The sequence below is a fragment of the Methylobacterium sp. CCH7-A2 genome, from assembly GCF_001557075.1.
In the GTDB taxonomy this organism is placed as follows: domain Bacteria; phylum Pseudomonadota; class Alphaproteobacteria; order Rhizobiales; family Beijerinckiaceae; genus Allobosea; species Allobosea massiliensis.
In genome coordinates, this window is sequence record NZ_LSKN01000103.1 from 1 (window position 1) to 20,351 (window position 20,351).

At 68.2% G+C, this 20,351-nt stretch carries 20 protein-coding genes and 1 pseudogene; 13 read left to right on the forward strand and 8 right to left on the reverse strand.

Going from position 1 to position 20,351, the window contains the following annotated elements; genetic code table 11:
- Positions 1–145: 145 nt before the first annotated feature.
- Together AX750_RS08740 and AX750_RS08745 are read right to left on the reverse strand one after the other, a co-directional pair.
- Entirely contained in the window at positions 146–523 is a 378-nt protein-coding gene (locus AX750_RS08740) for a nuclear transport factor 2 family protein (RefSeq protein WP_066735249.1), read from the reverse strand.
- 87 nt (positions 524–610) lie between these two features.
- A complete protein-coding gene (locus tag AX750_RS08745; RefSeq protein WP_066735251.1) occupies positions 611–1,537 on the reverse strand; it encodes a MoxR family ATPase in 927 nt (308 codons plus the stop codon).
- 94 nt (positions 1,538–1,631) lie between these two features.
- Here AX750_RS08745 and AX750_RS08750 point away from each other — a divergent pair, with 94 nt between their 5' ends.
- Positions 1,632–1,985: a nuclear transport factor 2 family protein gene (locus tag AX750_RS08750; protein ID WP_066735254.1), complete on the forward strand. Its 354-nt coding sequence runs from the start codon at positions 1,632–1,634 to the stop codon at positions 1,983–1,985.
- A 7-nt stretch (positions 1,986–1,992) separates the two neighbouring features.
- Here the strand turns inward: AX750_RS08750 and AX750_RS08755 are convergent, their stop codons facing one another.
- The 3 genes from AX750_RS08755 to AX750_RS08765 form a co-directional block, all read right to left on the reverse strand.
- Positions 1,993–2,796, reverse strand: a complete 804-nt coding sequence (locus AX750_RS08755) for a xanthine dehydrogenase family protein subunit M (RefSeq protein ID WP_066735257.1) — start codon at positions 2,794–2,796, stop codon at positions 1,993–1,995.
- A 139-nt stretch (positions 2,797–2,935) separates the two neighbouring features.
- On the reverse strand, positions 2,936–5,299 hold the full coding sequence (locus AX750_RS08760) for a xanthine dehydrogenase family protein molybdopterin-binding subunit (protein ID WP_066735259.1): 2,364 nt from the start codon (positions 5,297–5,299) through the stop codon (positions 2,936–2,938).
- Positions 5,300–5,385: 86 nt separating this feature from the next.
- Positions 5,386–5,898 (reverse strand): (2Fe-2S)-binding protein, encoded by a 513-nt coding sequence (locus tag AX750_RS08765; RefSeq protein WP_066735261.1) that lies wholly within the window; start codon positions 5,896–5,898, stop codon positions 5,386–5,388.
- A gap of 310 nt (positions 5,899–6,208) precedes the next feature.
- On the opposite strand from AX750_RS08765, the gene AX750_RS27050 reads away from it, so the two are divergent.
- Positions 6,209–7,564, forward strand: coding sequence for a methyl-accepting chemotaxis protein (locus tag AX750_RS27050; RefSeq protein WP_156450017.1), 1,356 nt, complete (start codon positions 6,209–6,211; stop codon positions 7,562–7,564).
- Positions 7,565–7,586: 22 nt separating this feature from the next.
- On the opposite strand, the gene AX750_RS08775 is transcribed toward AX750_RS27050, so the two are convergent.
- Positions 7,587–8,039 carry a carbon monoxide dehydrogenase subunit G gene (locus tag AX750_RS08775; RefSeq protein WP_066735264.1) on the reverse strand — a complete coding sequence of 151 codons (453 nt, stop codon included), beginning with the start codon at positions 8,037–8,039 and terminating at the stop codon, positions 7,587–7,589.
- A 181-nt stretch (positions 8,040–8,220) separates the two neighbouring features.
- Here AX750_RS08775 and pcaB point away from each other — a divergent pair, with 181 nt between their 5' ends.
- From pcaB to pcaC, 5 genes are read left to right on the forward strand one after another with little or no spacing between them, the layout of a single operon-like run.
- The gene (pcaB, locus tag AX750_RS08780; RefSeq protein WP_066735266.1) at positions 8,221–9,627 is read left to right on the forward strand and encodes a 3-carboxy-cis,cis-muconate cycloisomerase; all 1,407 of its coding nucleotides are present in this window, start codon (positions 8,221–8,223) and stop codon (positions 9,625–9,627) included.
- Positions 9,620–10,873, forward strand: a complete 1,254-nt coding sequence (locus AX750_RS08785) for an aconitase X catalytic domain-containing protein (protein ID WP_082735431.1) — start codon at positions 9,620–9,622, stop codon at positions 10,871–10,873. Before pcaB ends, AX750_RS08785 begins: the two co-directional genes overlap by 8 nt.
- Positions 10,864–11,277 carry a DUF126 domain-containing protein gene (locus AX750_RS08790; RefSeq protein WP_066735268.1) on the forward strand — a complete coding sequence of 138 codons (414 nt, stop codon included), beginning with the start codon at positions 10,864–10,866 and terminating at the stop codon, positions 11,275–11,277. The genes AX750_RS08785 and AX750_RS08790 overlap by 10 nt, the downstream gene beginning before the upstream one ends.
- 20 nt (positions 11,278–11,297) lie before the next feature.
- Entirely contained in the window at positions 11,298–12,077 is a 780-nt protein-coding gene (pcaD, locus tag AX750_RS08795; RefSeq protein ID WP_066735270.1) for a 3-oxoadipate enol-lactonase, read from the forward strand.
- Positions 12,078–12,112: 35 nt separating this feature from the next.
- Entirely contained in the window at positions 12,113–12,508 is a 396-nt protein-coding gene (pcaC, locus tag AX750_RS08800; protein WP_066735272.1) for a 4-carboxymuconolactone decarboxylase, read from the forward strand.
- A gap of 163 nt (positions 12,509–12,671) precedes the next feature.
- On the opposite strand, the gene AX750_RS08805 is transcribed toward pcaC, so the two are convergent.
- A complete protein-coding gene (locus AX750_RS08805) occupies positions 12,672–13,190 on the reverse strand; it encodes a flavin reductase family protein (protein WP_066735274.1) in 519 nt (172 codons plus the stop codon).
- 146 nt (positions 13,191–13,336) lie between these two features.
- Positions 13,337–14,038 carry a GntR family transcriptional regulator gene (locus tag AX750_RS08810; protein ID WP_066735275.1) on the reverse strand — a complete coding sequence of 234 codons (702 nt, stop codon included), beginning with the start codon at positions 14,036–14,038 and terminating at the stop codon, positions 13,337–13,339.
- A gap of 241 nt (positions 14,039–14,279) precedes the next feature.
- Between AX750_RS08810 and AX750_RS08815 the strand changes: the two genes are divergently transcribed.
- The 6 genes and pseudogenes from AX750_RS08815 to AX750_RS08840 all read left to right on the forward strand — a co-directional run.
- Entirely contained in the window at positions 14,280–14,606 is a 327-nt protein-coding gene (locus AX750_RS08815) for a cupin domain-containing protein (protein ID WP_066735278.1), read from the forward strand.
- Between the two features lie 10 nt (positions 14,607–14,616).
- Positions 14,617–15,849 carry an FAD-dependent oxidoreductase gene (locus tag AX750_RS08820; RefSeq protein ID WP_066735281.1) on the forward strand — a complete coding sequence of 411 codons (1,233 nt, stop codon included), beginning with the start codon at positions 14,617–14,619 and terminating at the stop codon, positions 15,847–15,849.
- A gap of 30 nt (positions 15,850–15,879) precedes the next feature.
- Positions 15,880–16,890: a 4-hydroxyproline epimerase gene (locus AX750_RS08825; RefSeq protein ID WP_066735284.1), complete on the forward strand. Its 1,011-nt coding sequence runs from the start codon at positions 15,880–15,882 to the stop codon at positions 16,888–16,890.
- A gap of 282 nt (positions 16,891–17,172) precedes the next feature.
- Positions 17,173–18,090 (forward strand): branched-chain amino acid transporter permease subunit LivH, encoded by a 918-nt coding sequence (locus tag AX750_RS08830; protein ID WP_066735287.1) that lies wholly within the window; start codon positions 17,173–17,175, stop codon positions 18,088–18,090.
- A gap of 4 nt (positions 18,091–18,094) precedes the next feature.
- On the forward strand, positions 18,095–19,486 hold the full coding sequence (livM, locus tag AX750_RS08835) for a high-affinity branched-chain amino acid ABC transporter permease LivM (protein WP_066735290.1): 1,392 nt from the start codon (positions 18,095–18,097) through the stop codon (positions 19,484–19,486).
- A pseudogene (locus AX750_RS08840) lies at positions 19,486–20,319 on the forward strand (ABC transporter ATP-binding protein); the annotation flags it as partial. The gene livM and the pseudogene AX750_RS08840, both read left to right, overlap by 1 nt.
- Between the last annotated feature and the right edge of the window lie 32 nt (positions 20,320–20,351).

Genomic DNA, 20,351 nt, shown 5'->3' on the forward strand with positions numbered 1-20,351 from the left:
CCCTTCTCCCGGATGGGAGAAGGTGGCGCGGAGCGCCGGATGAGGGCCTGCCGGTACTCCAGCGAACTGTGGCGGTCCCTCATCCCTGCCCTTCTCCCAACCGGGAGAAGGGTCCCCCGCGCCTTTCGATCGAAGGGCAGCCCGATCAAGGCCCCATCTCGGTCATGAACACCTTCTGGACGATCTGCCATTTGCTATCGACCTTCAGGAAGGAGAGCAGATCGGTGAAATAGCGCGGCGGCATCTGGCACTTCACCTTCACCAGCGCCAGCGTCGGCCCGACGAGATCGATCGTCAGGATGTGATCGCCGCGCACCATGCCGGCCGCCTTGGGCGAGGGCCGCTCGCGCACCGCTTTCAGCCATTCGTCGCGCGGCACGATCTTGATCGTGCCGTCCTCCTGCGCCGTGGTCAGCGCCGAGGTCGGATGGAAGGCGTGCTCCAGCTTGGCGACATCGCCCTCATAGAGGCCGTTCAGATAGGTCCAGGTGACGGCTTCGATGGCCCTGAGATCGTTGTACATGGTCGCTCCTCCGGCTGCCTCGTGGGACAATCGTCGTCTAGCCGCACCGCCCTGCGCGATCCTTGATCTGCCGCAGGCGCGAAGCGCTCAGCCGCGGGCCTCGCTCTTCGCTTGGTCCAGCAGTTCCTTCACCTTCGAGCCCTGCATCGCCTGGATGTCGTCCTGGTACTTGAGCAGGGCCCCCAGCGTATCCGAAACGAGGGCCGGATCGAGCGCCACCGCGTCGAGTTCGACCAGCGCCGTCGCCCAATCCAGCGTCTCGGCGACGCCCGGCGCCTTGAACAGCTCCTCCTTGCGGATCGCCTGCACGAAGCTCACGACCTGCTTGGCGAGCTTCGCCGGGGCCTGGGGCGCCCGCGCCTTCAGGATGGCGAGTTCGCGGGCGGCGTCGGGATAGCCGACCCAGTGGTACAGACAGCGCCGCTTGAGCGCGTCATGGATCTCGCGCGTGCGGTTGGAGGTTAGGATCACGATCGGCGGCTCGGTCGCCTTCACGGTGCCGAGCTCGGGAATCGTCACTTGCGAATCCGCAAGCACCTCGAGCAGGAAGGCCTCGAACGCCTCGTCGGTGCGGTCGAGCTCGTCGATCAGCAGGATCGGCGCACCGCCCTCCTGCGGTTCCAGAGCCTGCAGCAGCGGCCGCTTGATCAGGTAGCGCTCGGAGAAGATGTCGCCTTCCAGCCGCTCGCGGTCGCCGCTCGCGCCGCCGACCTCGGCGAGCCGGATCGCCATCATCTGCCCGGCATAGTTCCACTCATAGACGGCCGAGGCGAGGTCGAGCCCCTCATAGCATTGCAGCCGGATCAGCTTGCGCCCGAGCGCCGCCGAGAGAACCTTGGCGATCTCGGTCTTGCCGGTTCCCGCCTCGCCCTCGAGCAGCAGTGGCCGCTTCATCCGCAGCGCCAGGAACAGCACCGTCGCCAGCGCCCGGTCGGCGACATAGCCGCCGCCCTGCAGCAGCGCGAGGGTCTCGTCGATGGAGGTCGGGAGCGAGGCAGTCCGGCGATCGTTCATGTCAAATCCTGGCGCGCGTCTCTGTCATCACCGCGCCGTGGCGGGCCATCAGTCTGGCTCGACCTATACCCCAAACCCGACAGGGAGACGATCGATGACGAACGAGGAAGCCATCACCACCTTTGCCGACATGCTCAAGCGCGGCGAACATCAGGAGGCCGCCGAGCGCTTCAACGCCTCCGACATCGTCAGCATCGAGGCCATGGACGGCCCCATGGCGCGGGTCGAGGGACGCGCCGCCGTCAAGGCCAAGAGCGACTGGTGGTATTCCGCTCACGAGGTCCACGCGGCCGAGGCTTTCGGCCCCTATCGCAACGGCGACCAGTTCGTCATGCGCTTTGCCATCGACGTCACGGTCAAGGAGACCGGCCAGCGCGTCCAGATGGACGAGGCCGGTCTCTATACGGTGCGCGACGGCATGATCGTCGAGGAGCGGTTCTTCTACTGAACCGCCCTCACTTCCCCGTCGCCTGCGCCACCGCCTGCTTCGTCATCACCCCGATCAGATGGGCGCGGTACTCCGGGTCGGCGTGCATGTCGCCATTGATGCCATCGGCGGAGGCCTTAAGCCCGTCGAGCGATTTCGGCGCGAAGCGGGCCTTGAGCGCCGCTTCCGCCTCCGACCAGCGGAAGACGCCGCCCTCGCCCGCCCCGGTCACCGCGACGCGGATCTCGCTGCCGCGCTTTGCGACGAAGACGCCGACCAGCGCATAGCGCGAGGCTGGGTTGCGGAACTTGGCGTAGCCCGCCTTGGAGACGACCGGGAACACCACCTTGGTGATGATCTCGCCCTCTTCCAGCGCCGTCTCGTAGAGGCCGGTGAAGAAATCGTCGGCCTCGATATTGCGCTTGTTGGTGACGATCGTCGCGCCCAGCGCCAGGCAGGCGGCCGGATAATCGGCGGCGGGGTCGTTGTTGGCGACCGAGCCGCCGATCGTGCCGCGATGGCGCACATGCGGATCGCCGATATGCGAGGCGAGATAAGCGAGCCCGGGGATCGCTTCCTGGACGATCGCCGAGGCCGCGACCTCGGCATGGGTCGACATCGCACCGATATGAACGGTGCGGCCCTTGCGGACGATGCCCTTGAGGTCGCCGCAACCGCCGAGATCGATCAGCGCCGCGGGAGAGGCGAGGCGCTGCTTCATCGTCGGCAGCAGGGTGTGCCCACCAGCGAGGATCTTGGCATCCTCCTTCTTGGCGAGCAGGCCGGCGGCCTGACGGGCCGAGCCGGGGCGGTGATAGGTGAAGGCGTACATGGGTGTGATCCCTTGCTGAAATCGGTGGTCGTCATCCCGGCCGGAGCGAAGCGGAGAGCCGGGATCCATTCCGGAACGGGTCAGGAATGGATCCCGGATCGGCGCGGCTTCGCCGCTTGTCCGGGATGACGGAGGAAAACTATTCGGCTGCCATTCGCGTGATGCTCTTCTGCGCCGCGCGCCAGACGGCTTGCGGCGTCGCCGGCATGGCGATGTCCTCATGGCCGAGTGCATCGGTGATGGCGTTGATGACGGCGGGCGGTGCGGCGATGGCGCCGGCCTCGCCGCAGCCCTTGATGCCGAGCGGGTTGGACGGGCACGGCGTCACCGTCATGCCCACCTCGAAGGAGGGCAGATCGTCGGCGCGGGGCATGCAGTAGTCCATGAAGCTCGCAGTCACGAGCTGGCCGTCACTGTTGTAGCGCGCGCCTTCCAGCAGCGCCTGGCCGACGCCCTGGGCGATGCCGCCATGGACCTGGCCCTCGACGATCATCGGGTTGATAACGTTGCCGAAATCATCCACCGCCGCCCAGCGCTCGATCTTGGTCACGCCCGTCTGCGGGTCGATCTCGACCTCGCAGATATGGACACCCGCCGGGAAGGTGAAGTTGGTCGGGTCGTAGAACGCGCCCTCCTTCAGCCCCGGCTCGAGATCCTGCCCGTTGAACTTGTGGGCGATATAGGCCTGCAGCGCGCAGGAGCCGAAATCGAGCTTGCGGTCGGTGCCCTTCACCGAGAAATGACCGTCCGCGAAGTCGATATCGGCCTCGTCGGCCTCCAGCACATAGGCCGCGACCTTCTTGCCCTTGGCGATGACCTTGTCGACCGCCTTCACGATCGCCGACATGCCGACCGCGCCCGAGCGCGAGCCATAGGTGCCCATGCCCATCTGCACCTTGTCGGTGTCGCCATGGATGATCGAGACATTGTCGATCGGGATGCCGAGCCGGTCCGAGACGAGCTGGGCAAAGGTCGTCTCATGGCCCTGGCCGTGGCTGTGCGAGCCGGTCAGCACCTCGACCGTGCCGACCGGGTTCACGCGCACCTCGGCCGATTCCCACAGGCCGACGCCGGCACCGAGCGAGCCCACCGCCGCCGAGGGCGCGATGCCGCAGGCCTCGATATAGGAGGAGAAGCCGATGCCGCGCAGCTTGCCGTTGCGGGCGGAGTCGCGCTTGCGCTTGCCGAGACCCTTGTAGTCGATGATATCCAGCGCCTTGCGCATCGACGCGGCATAGTTGCCGGCATCGTACATCATGATCACCGGCGTCTGGTGCGGGAACTTCTTGATGTAGTTCTGCATCCGGAACTTCGCCGGGTCCTTGCCCAGTTCGCGCGCGGCGACCTCGACCAGACGCTCGACCACGAAGGTCGCCTCCGGCCGCCCGGCGCCGCGATAGGCGTCGACCGGGGCGGTGTTGGTATAGACCGCGTCGACCTCGCAATAGATCGCCGGGATGTCGTACTGCCCGGAGAGCAGCGGGGCGTAGAGATAGGTCGGCACCGAGGAGGAGAAGGTCGAGAGATAGGCGCCGAGATTGGCGGTCGTCTTGACCCGCAGCGCGGTGATCTTCCCGTCCGCGTCGGTGGCGAGTTCGGCATGGGTGACGTGGTCGCGGCCATGCGCGTCGGAGAGGAAGGCCTCGGTGCGGTCGGAGTTCCACTTCACCGGCCGGCCGACCTTCTTCGCCGCCCAGACGCAGACCGTCTCCTCGGCATAGATGAAGATCTTCGAGCCGAAGCCGCCGCCGACATCCGGCGCCACGACGCGCAGCTTGTTCTCCGGCGCGATGCCGATGAAGGCAGAGAGCACGAGCCGCGCCACATGGGGGTTCTGGCTCGTGGTGTAGAGGGTGAAGATGCCCTCGCCCGCATCGTAGTCACCGACGGCCGCGCGCGGCTCCATCGGGTTCGGCACCAGCCGGTTGTTGACGATGTCGAGCTTGGTGACGTGCTTGGCCGCCTTGAAGGCGGCTTCCGTCTCGTCCTTGTTGCCGAGATGCCAGTTGAACACCGTGTTGTCCGGCGCCTCGGCGTGAATCACGGTCTTGGCGCCCGCCGCGCGCGCGGTCTCGACGACCGCCGGCAGCACCTCGTAATCGACGGCGATCGCCTCGGAAGCATCGCGCGCCTGCGCCAGCGTCTCCGCCACGACCACGGCGACATGATCGCCGACATAGCGAACCTTGCCCTGGGCGAGCGCGGGATGCGGGCCGGCGCGCATCGGCGAACCGTCCTTGTTGTGGATCATCCAGCCGCAGATCAGCCCGCCGACCTTGTCCGCCGCGAGATCGTCACCGGTGAAGATGCCGACCACGCCCGGCATCGCGGCCGCGGCCTTTGTGTCGATCGACTTGATCGTGGCATGAGCGTGCGGCGAGCGCAGGAAATAGGCGTAGGCCTGGCCGGGGCGGTTGATGTCGTCGGTGTAGCGGCCCTGGCCGGTGATGAAGCGGTGGTCTTCCTTGCGCCGCACCGGGGCGCCGATTCCGGTAGCCGTCATGATGTCTCCTCCTCAGCGCGCCTCTGACGGGCACGTCATCATCTCAAGGGCTATCGCCCGCACGGGATGGCGCGGGCGGCGGCGTCTCACTCGGCGGCCTGGCGCGGCGGCTCCTTCTTGTCCATCGCCTGCCCGGCCATGGCCTCGGCGCCGGCCGCGACGGCCTTGACGATGTTGTGGTAGCCCGTGCAGCGGCAGATGTTGCCGTCGAGATCCTCGCGGATCGTCTTCTCGTCGAGCTGGTGCCCGCGGCGATTCACGATGTCGACGGCGGCCATGATCATGCCCGGCGTGCAGAAGCCGCATTGCAGGCCGTGATGCTCGCGGAAGGCTTCCTGCATCGGGTGCAGCCCGCCCTCGCCGGCCAGTCCCTCGATCGTGGTGATGCTGGCGCCCTCGAGCGAGACGGCGAGCACGGTGCAGGCCTTGGCCGCCTTGCCGTCGATATGGACGACGCAGGCGCCGCACTGGCTGGTGTCGCAGCCGACATGGGTGCCGGTCAGACGCAGGTTCTCGCGCAGGAACTGCACCAGCAGCGTACGCGGATCGATCGTCCCGGTGACCGGTTTGCCGTTCACCGTCATGGATACGCTCGCCATCCTCATCCTCCTTCGCCCGGGTCTGCCGCCCGGCTTGTGGTCGCGCCGGTCGCTGTAACGCATCGCGCCCCCGGCCGCGGGCGCACGCTTTCCTTGGAACAGCTATAAATCGAGTGTGGACCCGCCGATTTGCGCGGTCAAGCCGGCGCGCGCGGAGGGATGAGCGGGATTTCAGGGCGGAATCCTCGCCTTTTTATAACTGACGCTGCGGCATGGCAGCGCGGCACACCGCTGAGTGGCACGCTGCTGAAATTACGCGTTTTTTAATGATGCGCGCCTAGTCTGCTCTAAAACAAGAGGAAACGCCGTGGTGCCCCGCCATCCGCTCTCGACGGCCGAGCAGATCCAGAGCCGGTTGCGCGCCATCGGCTATGGCAAGCCGGAGCGACTCCGGCTGCTCGCCTATGCCGCCAAGGCCGAGCGGCTGGCGGACGCGATCGTCGAGGAGGATTTCGACCGCGCGCTCGTCATCCGGCCGGAACTCTCCGCCTCGCTCGGGCCGGTGGACAGAGAGCTGCGCGCGGCCGAGAAACACCATCTCCGCCTGCTCTTCGCCGGACGCTTCGACGCCGATTACGTCGCCTCCGCGGAGAATCTCTGCCGCCTCGAGATGCGCGCCGGCATCGGCCCCAAGCCCAGGGTGTCGGTCGGCATGGCTCTGCTGCAGCGGCTCGGGCGGATGCACTGGTACCGCCACATCCTGCGGCGCGCCCAGTTCGCCCGGGATCTCTTCGTGATCGAGCGGGTCCTCGTCTTCGACGTCACCACCGCGATCACCATCGGCGACGAGATCCGTGCGGCGGAGGCCGGCCGCCGCGCCGTCGCGCTCGATGACGCGGCCGAGACGCTGCGCCACCGCATGGGCGGGCTGGAGGCCAGCATCGGCGGCGCCGTCGAGCAGTTCGTCGCCACCGCCGACGAGACCGGGCGGGCGACGGGCTTCATCAAGGATGTCCTCGGCGATGTCGCCGGCGCCTCGATCCTGGTGCGCGAGAAGTCGCTGCAGACGGCGGCGGCGACCGAGGAGATGTCGGCCAACATCGCCGAGATCGGCAAGCGCGCCCATACCAGCCTCGTCGTCGCCCATCGCGCGGTCGACGATGCCGGCCAGATGAACGCGGCCGTGGCGCGGCTGCGGGAGGTCACGGCCAATATCGGCACCGTCGTCGGGCTGATCGCCGACATCGCGGCCCAGACCAATCTTCTGGCGCTCAACGCGACCATCGAGGCGGCCCGCGCCGGCGAGACCGGGCGCGGCTTCGCCGTCGTCGCCTCGGAGGTGAAGTCGCTCGCGACGCAGACGGCGAGCGCCACCAGCGACATTGCCGGGCAGATCGCCGAACTGACCGCCAGCGCCGAGGCCTGCAGCGCCCATGCGCTGTCGATCGCCGACACGATCGGCAAGATCAGGCTCGATTCCGAGGCGATCTCGGAGGCGGTCTCACAGCAGAGCGCCGTGACCGCGGCGATCGCCCAGGATGCGGCCGCCGTCGCGGACAGCTCCGACACCGCGATCGAGCGGGCCAATGCCGTCAGCCGGAGCCTCGACGACACCGCCCGGGCGCTGGAACGCGCCAATGCCGCCGCCGCCGATATCGCGCTTCAGGTCGGCGCCGCCGAGGCCACCGTCGGCGCCGCGCTCGAATCGTTGCGCAAGGTCTCCTGACCGGCCGGCCGCCGGCCCCGGTTCAGCCTTCGCTGACGGCCTTGGCGAAATTGGCGAAGAATTCGTCGGCCAGCTTCTTCGAAACCGAATCGATCAGCCGCGATCCGAGCTGCATCAGCTTGCCGCCGACCTGTGCCTCGACATCGTAGCGCAGCAGGGTCTGGCCGCCTTCCGCATCGCTGAGAGCGACCTTCGCCCCGCCCTTGGCGAAGCCGGCGATGCCGCCCTCGCCCTCGCCCTGGATGCGGTAGCCGTTCGGCGGGTCGAGATCGACCAGCTCGACCTTGCCCTTGAAGCTCGCCTTCACCGGCCCGAGCTTGACCTTCACCACGGCGGAGAAATGCGTCTCGTCGTCCTTGTTGAGCTGTTCGCAGCCGGGGATACAGGCCTTCAGCACCTCGGGATCGTTGAGCGCGGCCCAGACCACCTCCCGGCTCGCCGGCAGCGTCACCTCGCCGTTCATCGTCATGGCCATGGCGGTTGTCCTCCCATCCCTCGTCGCGCGCGGCCCCTGTTGCAGCCGGCCTCGCCTCGGGTCTATCCAAGACGAGCGCGCCTATCCATGAGCGGAAAGCGCCGGCCCGCACAAGGGCGAGCTGCACAGGGGGAGCACGCGTGAGGACCGGACCCGCCCGCCGCATGGCGCCTCCATCACCATGACCGGCAGCCACGCGGGCCTCTTCGGCGAACTCTTCGTCGATCGCGAGATGGCGGATGCGATAAGCGATCGGGCGCTGCTGCACGGCATGCTCGGCTTTGAGGCGATGCTCGCGCGTGCGCTGGAAGCTGAATCTGTCGCGCCGCAGGGCACGGCCGATGCCATTGCCGGACAGTGCGACCCCGATTTCTACGACATCGCCGAACTCGGGCGGGCCGCGACGCTGGCCGGCAATCCGGCGATCCCTTTGGTGAAGGCGCTGACCGCGCGCGTCGCCGCAGTCGCTCCCGAGCAGGCCAAATGGGTTCATTTCGGCGCGACCAGCCAGGACGTGATCGATTCCGGCCATGTCCATGTCATCGGCTGCGGGCTGAAGCTCATCGACATGCGGCTTGTCCGCTTGGCTGGTGCCTTGCGTGCGCTGGCGGAGACGCACCGCACGACGCCCATGATCGGCCGCACCTTCCTGCAGCAGGCGGTCCCGATCACCTTTGGCGTCAAGACGGCCCTGTGGCTCGATCCGCTGCTGGAAAGCCGGCATGTGCTGCGCCAGATGCTGGCCGAGCCGATCGTCCAGTTGGCTGGAGCGGCTGGTACCCTGGCCGCGCTAGGCGACGACGGCGATCGCCTTCAGGCGCGGTTCGTCGCGCTGACTCAGGCCGCAGAACCCTCGCTCATCCCCTGGCACGGGCAACGTCACCGCATCGCCCGCCTCGCGGCCGAACTGGGCATCCTCACCGGCAATCTCGGCAAGGTCGCCCGCGACATCGGGCTGATGGCCCAGACCGAGATCGGCGAGGTCGCCGAGCCCGAGGCGCCCGGAAAGGGCGGCTCCTCCGCCATGCCGCACAAGCGCAATCCGGTGCTCTGCACCCTGATCCTCGCCGCAGCCGAGCGCGCGCCCGGCCTGGTCGCCACCATGCTGTCGGCGCTGCCGCAGGAGCATGAGCGTGCGCTCGGCGGCTGGCATGCCGAGTGGCCGACACTGCCCGAGCTCTTCAAGATCGCGGGGGCCGCGCTGGCCCAGATGATCACTCTCATCGAGGGGCTTCAGGTCTTCCCGGAGCGCATGCGCGCCAATATCGACCTGACCCAGGGCCTCGTGATGTCGGAGCGTGTCTCGCTCGCGCTGGCTGCGACGCTGGGCAAGGCGAAGGCGCATCATCTCCTGGAGGAGGCCAGCCGGGCCTGCGTCGCGCAGAACCAGCATCTGCGCGACGTGCTGGCGTCGATGCCCGCCGTCACCGAACATCTGACCGCCGAGGCGTTGGCCGATCTGTTCGACCCCACAACCTATCGCGGCGCCTCCGACGCCATCATCGACCGGGTTCTGGCGCGAGCCGCACAGGCGGCCCTTCCCCGCGCGGCGGCGCCGACGCGCGCACACGGGGTCACGGATGCTTGAGCTGACCCCACAGCAGCGCGCCATCGCGGCCGGCACGGACGGCGCCGCCATGGCGCTGCGCATCGTCGCGGAGGCCGCCCGGCTGATGGGCGCGCCGCGGCTCATCCCCGTGGCCTCGGCCCATATCGACGGCGCGCTCTACCATGGCGATTCCGGCACGCTCTTCGCCGAGCGGCTGGTCGAAGGCGGCGCCCGCGTCGCGGTGCGCGCGACGCTGAATGTCGGCGCGCTGGCGCCGGCTGGCTGCGCCGCGATCCGGCTGCCGCCGCATGAGCGCGACATGGCGGGGCGCATGATGCGCGCCTATGAGGCGATGGGCTGCGAGCCCTCCTGGACCTGCGCGCCCTATCAGGCCGGGCACCGGCCGGCCAAGGGCACGGACGTCGCCTGGGGCGAGTCCAACGCGGTCGTCTTCTGCAATTCGGTGCTCGGCGCGCGCACCAACCGCTATGGCGATTTCCTCGACATCGCCTGCGCCATCGCCGGCGTCGCCCCCGATTACGGGCTCCACCGCCCGGAGAACCGCATCGCGACGCTGCTGATCGACACCACCGGCCTGAGCCGGAGCTTACGCGCCTCGGACGTGTTCTACCCCGTGCTCGGCACCCTGCTCGGCCGCACCGCCGGCACGTCCATCGCCGTCATCGACGGGCTGCAGGGCTGCACCACGGAAGACCGGCTCAAGGCGCTGGGCGCGGCCTCCGCCTCGGCCGGCGGCGTCGGGCTGTTCCATGTCGCGGGCGTCACGCCCGAGGCGCCGGACGCCGCGGCCGCGCTCGGCGGCCTGCCGCCGCGCGAAACGCTGGTGCTGACGCCCGCGATCGTGCAGCAGGCGCTGGCGGGCCTCTCCACCGCCGGCCGGACCGAGCGCATCGACGCGGTCGCGGTCGGCTCGCCGCATCTGTCGCTGGCGGAGATCGACGAGATCGAGCACAGGCTCGCCGGCCGTCGACTCGCCGCGCCGCTTTATGCCAACACCGGCCGCCATGTGCTGAAGCCGCTGGAGGCGCAAGGCCGCCGCGCCGCGCTGGAGCAGGCCGGCGTGGTCTTCGTCGTCGACACCTGCGTCGTCGTCACGCCGATCCTGCCCGAGATCGAGGGCGCGGTGCTGATGACCAATTCCGGCAAATTCGCCCATTACGCGCCGGGCACCACCGGCTATGCCGTCACCTATGGTTCGCTCGGCGAATGCGTCGAGAGCGCGGTGGCCGGCCGCCTCGTCCGGGAGGAGCGGGCATGGGCCTGACCGGACAGATCCTCCTGCCGGGCCCGGCCGCGACCGGCCCCTGCCTCGCCCTGACCGCCCCGATCAGCTTCTGGGGCGGCGTCGATCCCCGCTCGGGCCGGATCATCGACCAGCGCCATCCCCAGTGCGGGCTCGGTGTGGCGGGAACGATCCTGGCGCTGCCGGGCACGATCGGCTCCTCCTCGGCCTCGGCCGTGCTGCTCGAACTGGTCCATGCCGGCAAGGCGCCGGCCGCGATCCTGATGGACGCGCCCGACGCCATCCTGCTGCTCGGGCTCGTGGTGGCGCGCGAGATGGGCTGGCCGACGCCGCCGGCCCTGCGCCTGGCCGCCGCCGACCAGGCGCCGCTGGCGGGCCGCAGTCTCGCCGTCGCCGCCGACGGCACCATCACGCTCAACGACTGACTGAGACGAGGGATACGCTGATGCCGATCGAAACCCTAGCGGGCGAACCCTTCAACATCCGCTTCGACGGGCCGTCAGATGCCCCCGTGCTGATGCTGTCGAATTCGCTCGGCACCAATCTCTCGATGTGGGACCCGCAGATTCCCGAATGGTCGAAGCGCTTTCGCGTCCTGCGCTATGATTCGCGCGGGCACGGCCTCTCCGTCGCCACCGACACCTCCTTCGGGATCGAGCGGCTGGGCAAGGACGCCCTCGCCATCCTCGACCATTTCGGCATCGAGCGGGCGCATTGGTGTGGCGTCTCGAAGGGCGGCATGGTCGGGCAATGGCTCGCGACGAATGCCCGCGAGCGCATGGGCCGCCTCGTCCTCGCCAACACCGCCGCCCATATGGGCCCGCCCTCGCTCTGGGACGACCGGATCGCGACCGCGCGCGGCCAGGGCATGGAGGCCCTCGTCCAGGGCGTGCTCGCACGCTGGTTCAGCCCGCGATTCCGCGAGGCCGAGCCTGAGACCGTGGCGCGGGTCGGCACGATGCTGACCACGACTCCGGCGATCGGCTACGCCACCTGCTGCGCCGCGATCCGCGACATGGACCAGCGCGAGACGATCCGCAGCGTGACCAACCCCGTCCTCGTCGTCATCGGCACGGTCGACCCGGCGACGCCGCCGGCCGCCGGCCAGCTGATCGCGGAGGCCATCCCCGGCGCCCGCACGGTCGAACTCGACGCCGCGCATCTCTCCAACCTCGAGCAGCCCGAAGCGTTCACAAAGGCCGTGCAGGACTTCCTGACGGGCTGACACCCTTTCGACAGCCCTACCTGAAGGAGCCCCCCATGGACGACAAGACCCGCTATGCCGAGGGCATGACCACACGCCGCGCCGTGCTCGGCGGCGCCTATGTCGACAAGGCCAGTTCCGGCCTGACCGACTTCAACGCCGAGTGGCAGGAGTTCATCACCCGCACCGCCTGGAACGACATCTGGAACCGGCCGGGCCTGCCCCGGCGCGAGCGCTCGATCATCGTGCTGGCGATCGCCGCCTCGCTCGGCGCCTGGGGCGAGTTCCGCATTCATGTCCGCGGCGCGATCAACAATGGCCTCACCCGCGACGACATCAAGGAGGTGCTGATGCAGACGGCGATCTATGCCGGCGTCCCGGCCGCCAACCACGCCTTCAAGGAAGCCGCGAGCGTGTTCGCCGAGATCGAGACGGAGGCGGCGAAGGGCTGAATCGCCGCCGCGCCTTATCGGTTGTCTCGAAACCAGCAGGTCGTCCCGGGCTTGACCCGGGACCCATTCCGGAACCTCGCCGACCAGCGCTCCGGCATGGATCCCGGATCTCCGCTGCGCTGCGTCCGGGATGACCGCGGGAATGGGCAGGATCCGATCGGCGCTAAACCGCCTGAAACTGCCGCTGCCGATAGATCAGGCTGCTGCCGGGCGCCGCCGCTGCCCCGCCGAGACCCACCACCTCGCCGATCAGGATGCGATGGGTCGCGACGTCCTGGACCGCGGTGAGCCGGCAGTCGAAGGCCGCGACCGCGTCCGACAACACCGGCGCGCCGGTGGCGAGCGTCGTCCAGGGCCGTGTCGCAAAACGGGCCTCGCCCTCGATCCCGCGCCGGCTGGCGAAGATCTCCGCGAGTTCGTGATCCGCACCGGGCAGCGTGTTGATGCAGAACAGCCCGCTCGCTTCGATCACCGCCAGAGTCCGGCTCGGCCGCGCGATGCAGACCAGCACCGTCGGCGGATTGTCCGAGACAGAGGCCACCGCCGTCGCGGTCAGACCGGCCCGCCCGGCCGGCCCCAGCGTGGTCACGACATGGACCGCGCTGGCGACGCGGGCCATGGCGTCACGGAAAGACGCGGCCTCGGGCGTCGCCCGCGGCGGCAAAGAGAGAGTGTCGGTCATGGCGATCCGGATGGCCGAAGCGGCGGTTGGACCGTCATGTAGGCGCTGAGGCGCGAAAACGCCAGTTTGCGCGGTCGCTGCAACGCCCTGGACCCTGCGTGCGCGGTTTCAGCAACATATATCATCGGTCGCCGGCAGGCGCCGGCTCAGTCCCGGTCGATCGTCGCCAGCAGCCCGCTGCGCAGATGCAGCATCAGCGCGTCGCTCGCCGCCATTGCCGCCGCCGGATCGGCCGTCGCCAGCGCCTGGGCGAAGGCGACATGGTGACCCGCCGCCGGCACGAGATCGTCCTGCCGCTCGAAATGATACCAGGCCCGCCGGATCAAAGCCTGGAGCGGCTCCACCGCCCGCGTGGCATAGGGGCTGCGGGCCGCAGCCGCCACCGCCGCATCCAGTTCCTTGTCGAGCCGCATATAGGCCGTCGCGTCGCCCTCCGTGGCAGCCTGCCGCATGGCTCGAGCCTTCTCGACGATGGCGATGCGCTCGCGCGGGCTGGCGCGGCGCGCGGCATCGCCCGCGATCAGCCGCTCCAGCACCTCGCGCGCATCGAGCGCCGCCATGATGTCTATGGCGTTGATGCCGGCAACGGCCACGCCCTTGCGCGGCAGAACCTCGACCAACCCCTGCTGGGCGAGCCGGATCAGGGCTTCGCGCACCGGCGTGCGCCCGACGCCGACCATGTCGATCAGCTGCGCCTCGGTCAGCACCGCGCCCGGCCGCAGCGACAGGGTCACGATCGCCTCCTCGAGGCGGCGATAGGCGGTCTCGGTCAGGCTGGGCGAGGCCGGAGACGGCTGCAGCAGCGTCTCCTCGGACCCCGATGCGTCGAAGGCGGGCTTGAGGCTCATCGCGCCGCTCCCCGCAGGCTGTCCCGGATTGACGCGTCACGAGCCATTGATATATCAACCCTGCCTATCGCGTTCGGACGCCAGGGTCGCAATCTGCAAGCGAAACGGGTTCCGGCGCAAGACGCATTCACCGGTTCTCCCGCCCGACAGGCAAGGCCCTCGACCCGGTGCGCCGGCTGTTGCAGAACAGACGGGCCGGCCGCCGACCCGGCCGGAGGCAGACGGCGCAGCGGAGAGTGGAATGGCCTTTACCTGCACGATCCCAGCCCGCCCCACCGTCCAGCAGGACGACGACACCCTGCGCATCACCCGCTGGGATTTCGAGCCCGGCGCCGTCACCGGCTGGCACAGCCATGGCTGGCCCTATTTCGTCGTGATGCTCGTCGCCGGCACGCTGCGGATCCATGACGGCACGAAGACGACCGACGTGCCCCTTGCCGAGGGCCAGGCCTATATGCGCCCGGCCGGCATCCAGCACGACGTCATGAACGGCTCCGACCACCCGATCGCCTTCGTCGAGATCGAAGTGAAGCGGCCGGCGGCTCTCGCGGAGTTGTCGCTGCCATGAAGGTCCGGCCATGAAGATCGCCATCGTCGGGGCCGGCATCGTCGGCTGCGCCATCGCGCATGCGCTGCTCGACGAGGGCCACGAGGTCCTGATCCTCGACAAGGAAGGGCCCGGCTTCGGGCCCTCGCGCGGCAACGCCGGCTGGATGGCCCATACCGACATCCTGCCGATCGCCAGCCCCAAGATCCTTCGGCAAGTGCCGAAATTCCTGCTCGACCCGCTGGGCCCGCTGGCAATCCGCCCGGCCTATTTCCCGAAACTTCTGCCCTGGCTGCTGCGCTTCGTGCTGGCGGCGCGGCCGGACGCCTATGAGCGCTCGATCCAGGGCATCGGCGCGCTGCAGCAGCGCGCCCTGCCCGCCTGGCTGGCGCGCGCAAAGCAGGCCGGCCTAGAAGGCCATATCCACCGCAAGGGCGGGCTCTATGCCTTCACCGACGCCGCCGCCTTCGAGGAGGCGCGCGGGATCGCCAGGCGCCAGGCCGAATTCGGCATCACCGTCGAGATGATCGGCCCCGAGGAACTGCGCCAGTTCGAGCCGGCGCTGAAAGACGCCTTCGTCGGCGCCGCCTTCCACCCCGACACCGCCCATATCAGCGATCCGCTGCAGCTCACGCTGGCGCTCTTCGAGGCGGCCATGGCGCGCGGCGCGACCTTCGAGAAAGCCGCCATCGCCAACATCTCGACCGGCGAGCGCCCGGCCCTGATCGGCGCCGACGGCTTCCAGCGCGTCGTCGACCGCGCGGTCGTCGCCGCGGGGGCCTGGTCGAAGCCGCTCGCGGCGGCCCTCGGCGACAAGGTCCCGCTCGACACCGAGCGCGGCTACAATGTCAGCTTCCCACGCGTGAGCGGGCTGACTTCGCGCCCAATCGGCTTCGAGGGCCACGGCTTTGTCATGACGCCGCTGGAGAGCGGCCTGCGCATCGGCGGCGCGGTCGAGTTCGGTGGGCTGGAAGCGGCTCCCAACCATGCCCGCACCCGAATTCTCTACGACAAGGCGAGCCAGTTCGTGGACGGGCTGCCGGCTTTCGACTCCGGCACGCTCTGGATGGGCTTCCGCCCCTCTTTGCCAGACTCGCTGCCGGTGATCGGCGCCGCGAGCCGCAACCCCCATGTCGTCTACGCCTTCGGCCACGGCCATTACGGCATGACGCAATCGACCGTCACCGCCGATCTTGTGGCGGCTCTGGTCGCAGGCCGTCCGCCGACGATCGACCTCGCGCTTTTCAGCCCTCAGCGCTTCTGAATCAAACCGCCAACCGACCAGGCCAAACCCATGAGCACCCACACTTTTTTCTGCGTCGACGGCCATACCTGCGGCAATCCGGTGCGCATGGTCGCGGGCGGCGCTCCGCCGCTCAAGGGCGCCAACATGGTCGAGAAGCGGGCTCATTTCCTCAGCGAGTATGACTGGATCCGCACCGGGCTGATGTTCGAGCCGCGCGGCCATGACGTGATGTCCGGCTCGATCCTCTATCCGCCGACGCGCGACGACGCCGACATCGCCTTTCTCTTCATCGAGACCTCGGGCTGCCTGCCGATGTGCGGCCACGGCACCATCGGCACGGTGACGATGGCGCTGGAGCGCGGGCTCGTCACCCCGCGCGAAGAGGGCGTGCTGCGCATCGACACGCCCGCCGGGCTGGTGACGGCGCGCTACACCCGCAATGGCGATTATGTCGACAATGTCCGCATCACCAACATCGCCTCCTATCTCCATGCCACGGGCCTGACCGCGGAAATCGAGGAACTCGGCGAGGTCACGGTCGACGTCGCCTATGGCGGCAATTTCTATGCGATCGTCGATCCCCAGGACGCCTTCCGGGACATTGCCGACATCAATCCCTCCGATATCCAGCGCTGGAGCCCGAAGCTGCGCGCCGCGCTGAACGCGAAATACGAGTTCATCCACCCCGAGAACCCGGCGATCAACGGACTCTCCCACATCCTCTGGACCGGCGAGCCGACCAAGCCGGAGGCCCATGCCCGCAACGCCGTGTTCTATGGCGACAAGGCGATCGACCGTTCGCCCTGCGGCACCGGCACCTCCTCGCGCATGGCGCAATGGGCGGCGCAGGGAAAGCTCCAGGTCGGCGACGACTTCGTCCATGAGAGCATCATCGGCACGATGTTCCGCGGCCGCGTCGAGGCCACCGCCCAGGTCGGCCCTTTCGAGGGCATCATCCCCTCGATCGAGGGCTGGGCCCGGATGACCGGCTACAACACCATCTTCATCGACGACCGCGACCCGCTCGCCCATGGTTTCCTTGTGACCGATCGGCCCTGAAGGCCGCAGAGCCCCGCTTCCGCAGCGGGGCGGGCGGCCGTCAGCCCCCGCCGCCGCCTGCCCCAAACACAATCATCTTGCGTGAAATCGGCGCGACACCGCAGCTTCCGCTGCACATTTCGAGGGCATTTCGCCGCAGATTGCTTTTGACAGTTTTATGGCCGGGCGCGATTGTCCAAACTGCAAGGCGTTGGTAGCTCTGCATGGTGATCGCATCCCGCATGCGTCGGCGTCATGCCGGCCCACGAGAACGGGAGCGGGTTCAAGGGGTCTGCGTCGTCCATGGAAGTGTTCCTGCAGCAGCTCATCAACGGGCTGACCCTGGGGTCGATCTACGGCCTCATCGCCATCGGCTACACGATGGTCTTCGGCATCATCGGCATGGTGAACTTCGCCCATGGCGACATCTTCATGCTCTCGGCCTTCATCGCCCTGATCTTCTTCATGCTGATCGCCTCCTGGTTCGGGGCGGGCCTGATCGTGGTCGCGCTGATCCTGGTGCTGGTGTTGGCGATGTTCTTCACCTCGCTATGGAACTGGACGATCGAGCGCGTGGCCTACCGGCCTCTGCGCGGCTCCTTCCGCCTCGCTCCGCTGATCTCGGCGATCGGCATGTCGATCTTCCTGATGAACTTCGTTCAGGTCGTGCAGGGGCCGCGCAACAAGTCGACGCCGCCCATGCTCAACAAATCGATCACCCTGATCGAGAGCGCGACCTATTCGGTCCAGATCTCCTACAAGCAGATCGTCATCATCGTGACGACCGCGATCCTGCTCGCCGCCTTCTGGTACGTCGTGCAGAAGACCCCGCTCGGCCGCGCCCAGCGCGCCTGCGAGCAGGACCGCAAGATGGCCGCCCTGCTCGGCATCGACGTCGACCGCACCATCTCGATCACCTTCGTGATGGGCGCCGCCCTCGCCGCCGTGGCGGGCGTCATGTATCTCGTGCTCTATGGCGTGGTCAGCTTCCATGACGGCTTCGTGCCGGGCGTGAAGGCCTTTACCGCCGCCGTACTGGGAGGCATCGGCTCGCTGCCCGGGGCGGTCATCGGCGGGCTGCTGATCGGACTGATCGAGGTGATGTGGTCGGCCTATTTCACCATCGACTACAAGGACGTCGCCGCCTTCTGCATCCTCGCCATCGTCCTGGTCTTCATGCCGTCGGGCATCCTCGGCCGCCCCGAAGTCGAGAAGGTCTGAGCCCATGGCCGCACCCGTTCCCGCCGCGACGACCGAGGCCGCCCCCCGGCACGACTATGCCGCCGCCTTGAAGGAGGCCGGCTTCGCCGCGCTGATCACCTTCGGCCTCTGCATCCCCATCATCGCCTGGGGCACGCGCCAGAACATGGACAATGTCTTGGTTCTGGACCCGCGCTGGGATGCGGTCGCCTGGGCGGTCGCCATCGTGTTCGTCGGCCGCTTCGTCGTGGCGCTGCGCCAGCAGACCAAGGCGAGCCGGCAGTCGCTGGTGCGCTTCCTGCCGCATGGCACCTTCGCCTTCTTCCAGCGCCATTCGCGGAAGTTCTCGCTCTTCGGGCTCGGCTTCCTCGTCACCTTCCCGATCATCGCGATCAATCTCGCGGGCTGGGGCGGCGCGCTGAAATGGATCGACAATTTCGGCATCCAGATCCTGATCTACGTCATGCTCGGCTGGGGGCTGAACATCGTTGTCGGCCTCGCCGGCCTGCTCGATCTCGGCTACGTCGCCTTCTATGCCGTCGGCGCCTATTCCTACGCGCTGCTGGCAAAGAATTTCGGCCTGTCCTTCTGGATCCTGCTGCCGCTCTCGGGCATCCTCGCTGCCTTCTGGGGCATGCTGCTCGGCTTCCCGGTCCTGCGCCTGCGCGGCGACTATCTGGCGATCGTGACGCTCGCCTTCGGCGAGATCATCCGCCTCGTCCTGATCAACTGGGTCGATTTCTCCGGCGGCTATGCCGGCATTTCCGGCATCCCGCGCCCGACCTTCTTCGGCATTCCCTTCAACGCCAGCGACACCGGGTTTGCGGCGGTGTTCGGACTCGAATTCTCACCGCTTTACCGCACGATCTTCCTCTACTATCTGATCCTGGCGCTGGCCCTGCTCACCGCCGTGGTGACGCTGCGCCTGCGCCGCCTGCCGGTCGGGCGCGCCTGGGAGGCGCTGCGCGAGGACGAGATCGCCTGTCGCTCGCTCGGCATCAACACCACCTCGACCAAGCTCACCGCCTTCTCCATCGGCGCCATGTTCGGCGGCTTCGCCGGCGCCTTCTTCTCGGCGCGCCAGGGCTTCATCTCGCCGGAATCCTTCGTCTTCATGGAATCGGCCGTGATCCTGGCGATCGTCGTGCTCGGCGGCATGGGCTCGCTCTGGGGCTGCGCCATCGCCGCGATCGTGATGATCGGCGGCACGGAGCTGCTGCGCGAACTGGACTGGCTGAAGGCCGTCTTCGGCAATGATTTCGACCCGACCAAATACCGCATGCTGATCTTCGGCCTCGCGATGGTCGTGATCATGATCTGGAAGCCGCGCGGCCTGATCTCGACGCGCGAGCCGACGGCCTTCCTCAAGGAGAAGAAGTCCATCTCCTCCGATATGGTCCAGGAGGGGCACGGCTGATGGCGATCGCTTCCGCACCAAGCGCGGCCCAGGGCCGCCCCCTGCTCCAGGTCGAGCACGTTACCATGCGCTTCGGCGGCCTCACCGCCGTCAACGACCTCTCCTTCGAGGCGCGCAAGGGCGACATCACGGCGCTGATCGGCCCCAACGGCGCCGGCAAGACCACGGTCTTCAACTGCATCACCGGCTTCTACAAGCCGACCGAGGGCATGATCACCCTGAACCAGGACTCCGGCGCGAGCTTCCTTCTGGAGCGCATGCCGGACTTCCAGATCTCGTGGAAGGCCAAGGTCGCCCGCACCTTCCAGAACATCCGGCTCTTCGGCGGCATGACCGTGCTGGAGAACCTGCTGGTCGCGCAGCACAACCCGCTGATGGTCGCCTCGGGCTACACCTTTCTCGGCGTGCTCGGCATCGGCGGCTACAAGGCGCGCGAGAACGAGGCGATCGAAAAGGCCAAGTTCTGGCTCGAGAAGATCAATCTGATCGACCGCGCCGACGACCCCGCCGCCGACCTGCCCTATGGCGACCAGCGCCGCCTCGAGATCGCGCGCGCCATGTGCACCGACCCCGTCCTGCTCTGCCTCGACGAACCGGCCGCCGGCCTCAATCCGCGAGAGAGCCATGACCTCAACACGCTGCTGCTCTCGATCCGGCAGGATCTCGGCACGGCGCTGCTGCTGATCGAGCACGACATGTCGGTGGTGATGGAGATCTCGGACCATGTCGTGGTGCTCGATTACGGCACCAAGATCGCGGACGGCACCCCGGCGGAGGTCCAGGCCGATCCGAAGGTGATCGCGGCCTATCTCGGCGTCGATGACGACGAGGTCGAGGCCGCCGAAGCGGAGGTCGGCATCGCGTG

Bases quoted from the DNA above. Each gene is read 5' to 3' on its own strand.
- livM (WP_066735290.1), top strand. From the start codon at position 18,095: ATGGCCGCACCCGTTCCCGCCGCGACGACCGAGGCCGCCCCCCGGCAC.
- pcaD (WP_066735270.1), top strand. From the start codon at position 11,298: ATGCCGATCGAAACCCTAGCGGGCGAACCCTTCAACATCCGCTTCGAC.
- AX750_RS08830 (WP_066735287.1), top strand. From the start codon at position 17,173: ATGGAAGTGTTCCTGCAGCAGCTCATCAACGGGCTGACCCTGGGGTCG.
- AX750_RS08740 (WP_066735249.1), bottom strand. From the start codon at position 523: ATGTACAACGATCTCAGGGCCATCGAAGCCGTCACCTGGACCTATCTG.
- AX750_RS08765 (WP_066735261.1), bottom strand. From the start codon at position 5,898: ATGGCGAGCGTATCCATGACGGTGAACGGCAAACCGGTCACCGGGACG.
- AX750_RS08775 (WP_066735264.1), bottom strand. From the start codon at position 8,039: ATGGCCATGACGATGAACGGCGAGGTGACGCTGCCGGCGAGCCGGGAG.
- AX750_RS08825 (WP_066735284.1), top strand. From the start codon at position 15,880: ATGAGCACCCACACTTTTTTCTGCGTCGACGGCCATACCTGCGGCAAT.
- AX750_RS08815 (WP_066735278.1), top strand. From the start codon at position 14,280: ATGGCCTTTACCTGCACGATCCCAGCCCGCCCCACCGTCCAGCAGGAC.
- pcaB (WP_066735266.1), top strand. From the start codon at position 8,221: ATGACCGGCAGCCACGCGGGCCTCTTCGGCGAACTCTTCGTCGATCGC.
- AX750_RS08810 (WP_066735275.1), bottom strand. From the start codon at position 14,038: ATGAGCCTCAAGCCCGCCTTCGACGCATCGGGGTCCGAGGAGACGCTG.
- AX750_RS08750 (WP_066735254.1), top strand. From the start codon at position 1,632: ATGACGAACGAGGAAGCCATCACCACCTTTGCCGACATGCTCAAGCGC.
- AX750_RS08805 (WP_066735274.1), bottom strand. From the start codon at position 13,190: ATGACCGACACTCTCTCTTTGCCGCCGCGGGCGACGCCCGAGGCCGCG.
- AX750_RS08755 (WP_066735257.1), bottom strand. From the start codon at position 2,796: ATGTACGCCTTCACCTATCACCGCCCCGGCTCGGCCCGTCAGGCCGCC.
- AX750_RS08745 (WP_066735251.1), bottom strand. From the start codon at position 1,537: ATGAACGATCGCCGGACTGCCTCGCTCCCGACCTCCATCGACGAGACC.
- AX750_RS08790 (WP_066735268.1), top strand. From the start codon at position 10,864: ATGGGCCTGACCGGACAGATCCTCCTGCCGGGCCCGGCCGCGACCGGC.
- AX750_RS08820 (WP_066735281.1), top strand. From the start codon at position 14,617: ATGAAGATCGCCATCGTCGGGGCCGGCATCGTCGGCTGCGCCATCGCG.
- AX750_RS08785 (WP_082735431.1), top strand. From the start codon at position 9,620: ATGCTTGAGCTGACCCCACAGCAGCGCGCCATCGCGGCCGGCACGGAC.
- AX750_RS08760 (WP_066735259.1), bottom strand. From the start codon at position 5,299: ATGACGGCTACCGGAATCGGCGCCCCGGTGCGGCGCAAGGAAGACCAC.
- pcaC (WP_066735272.1), top strand. From the start codon at position 12,113: ATGGACGACAAGACCCGCTATGCCGAGGGCATGACCACACGCCGCGCC.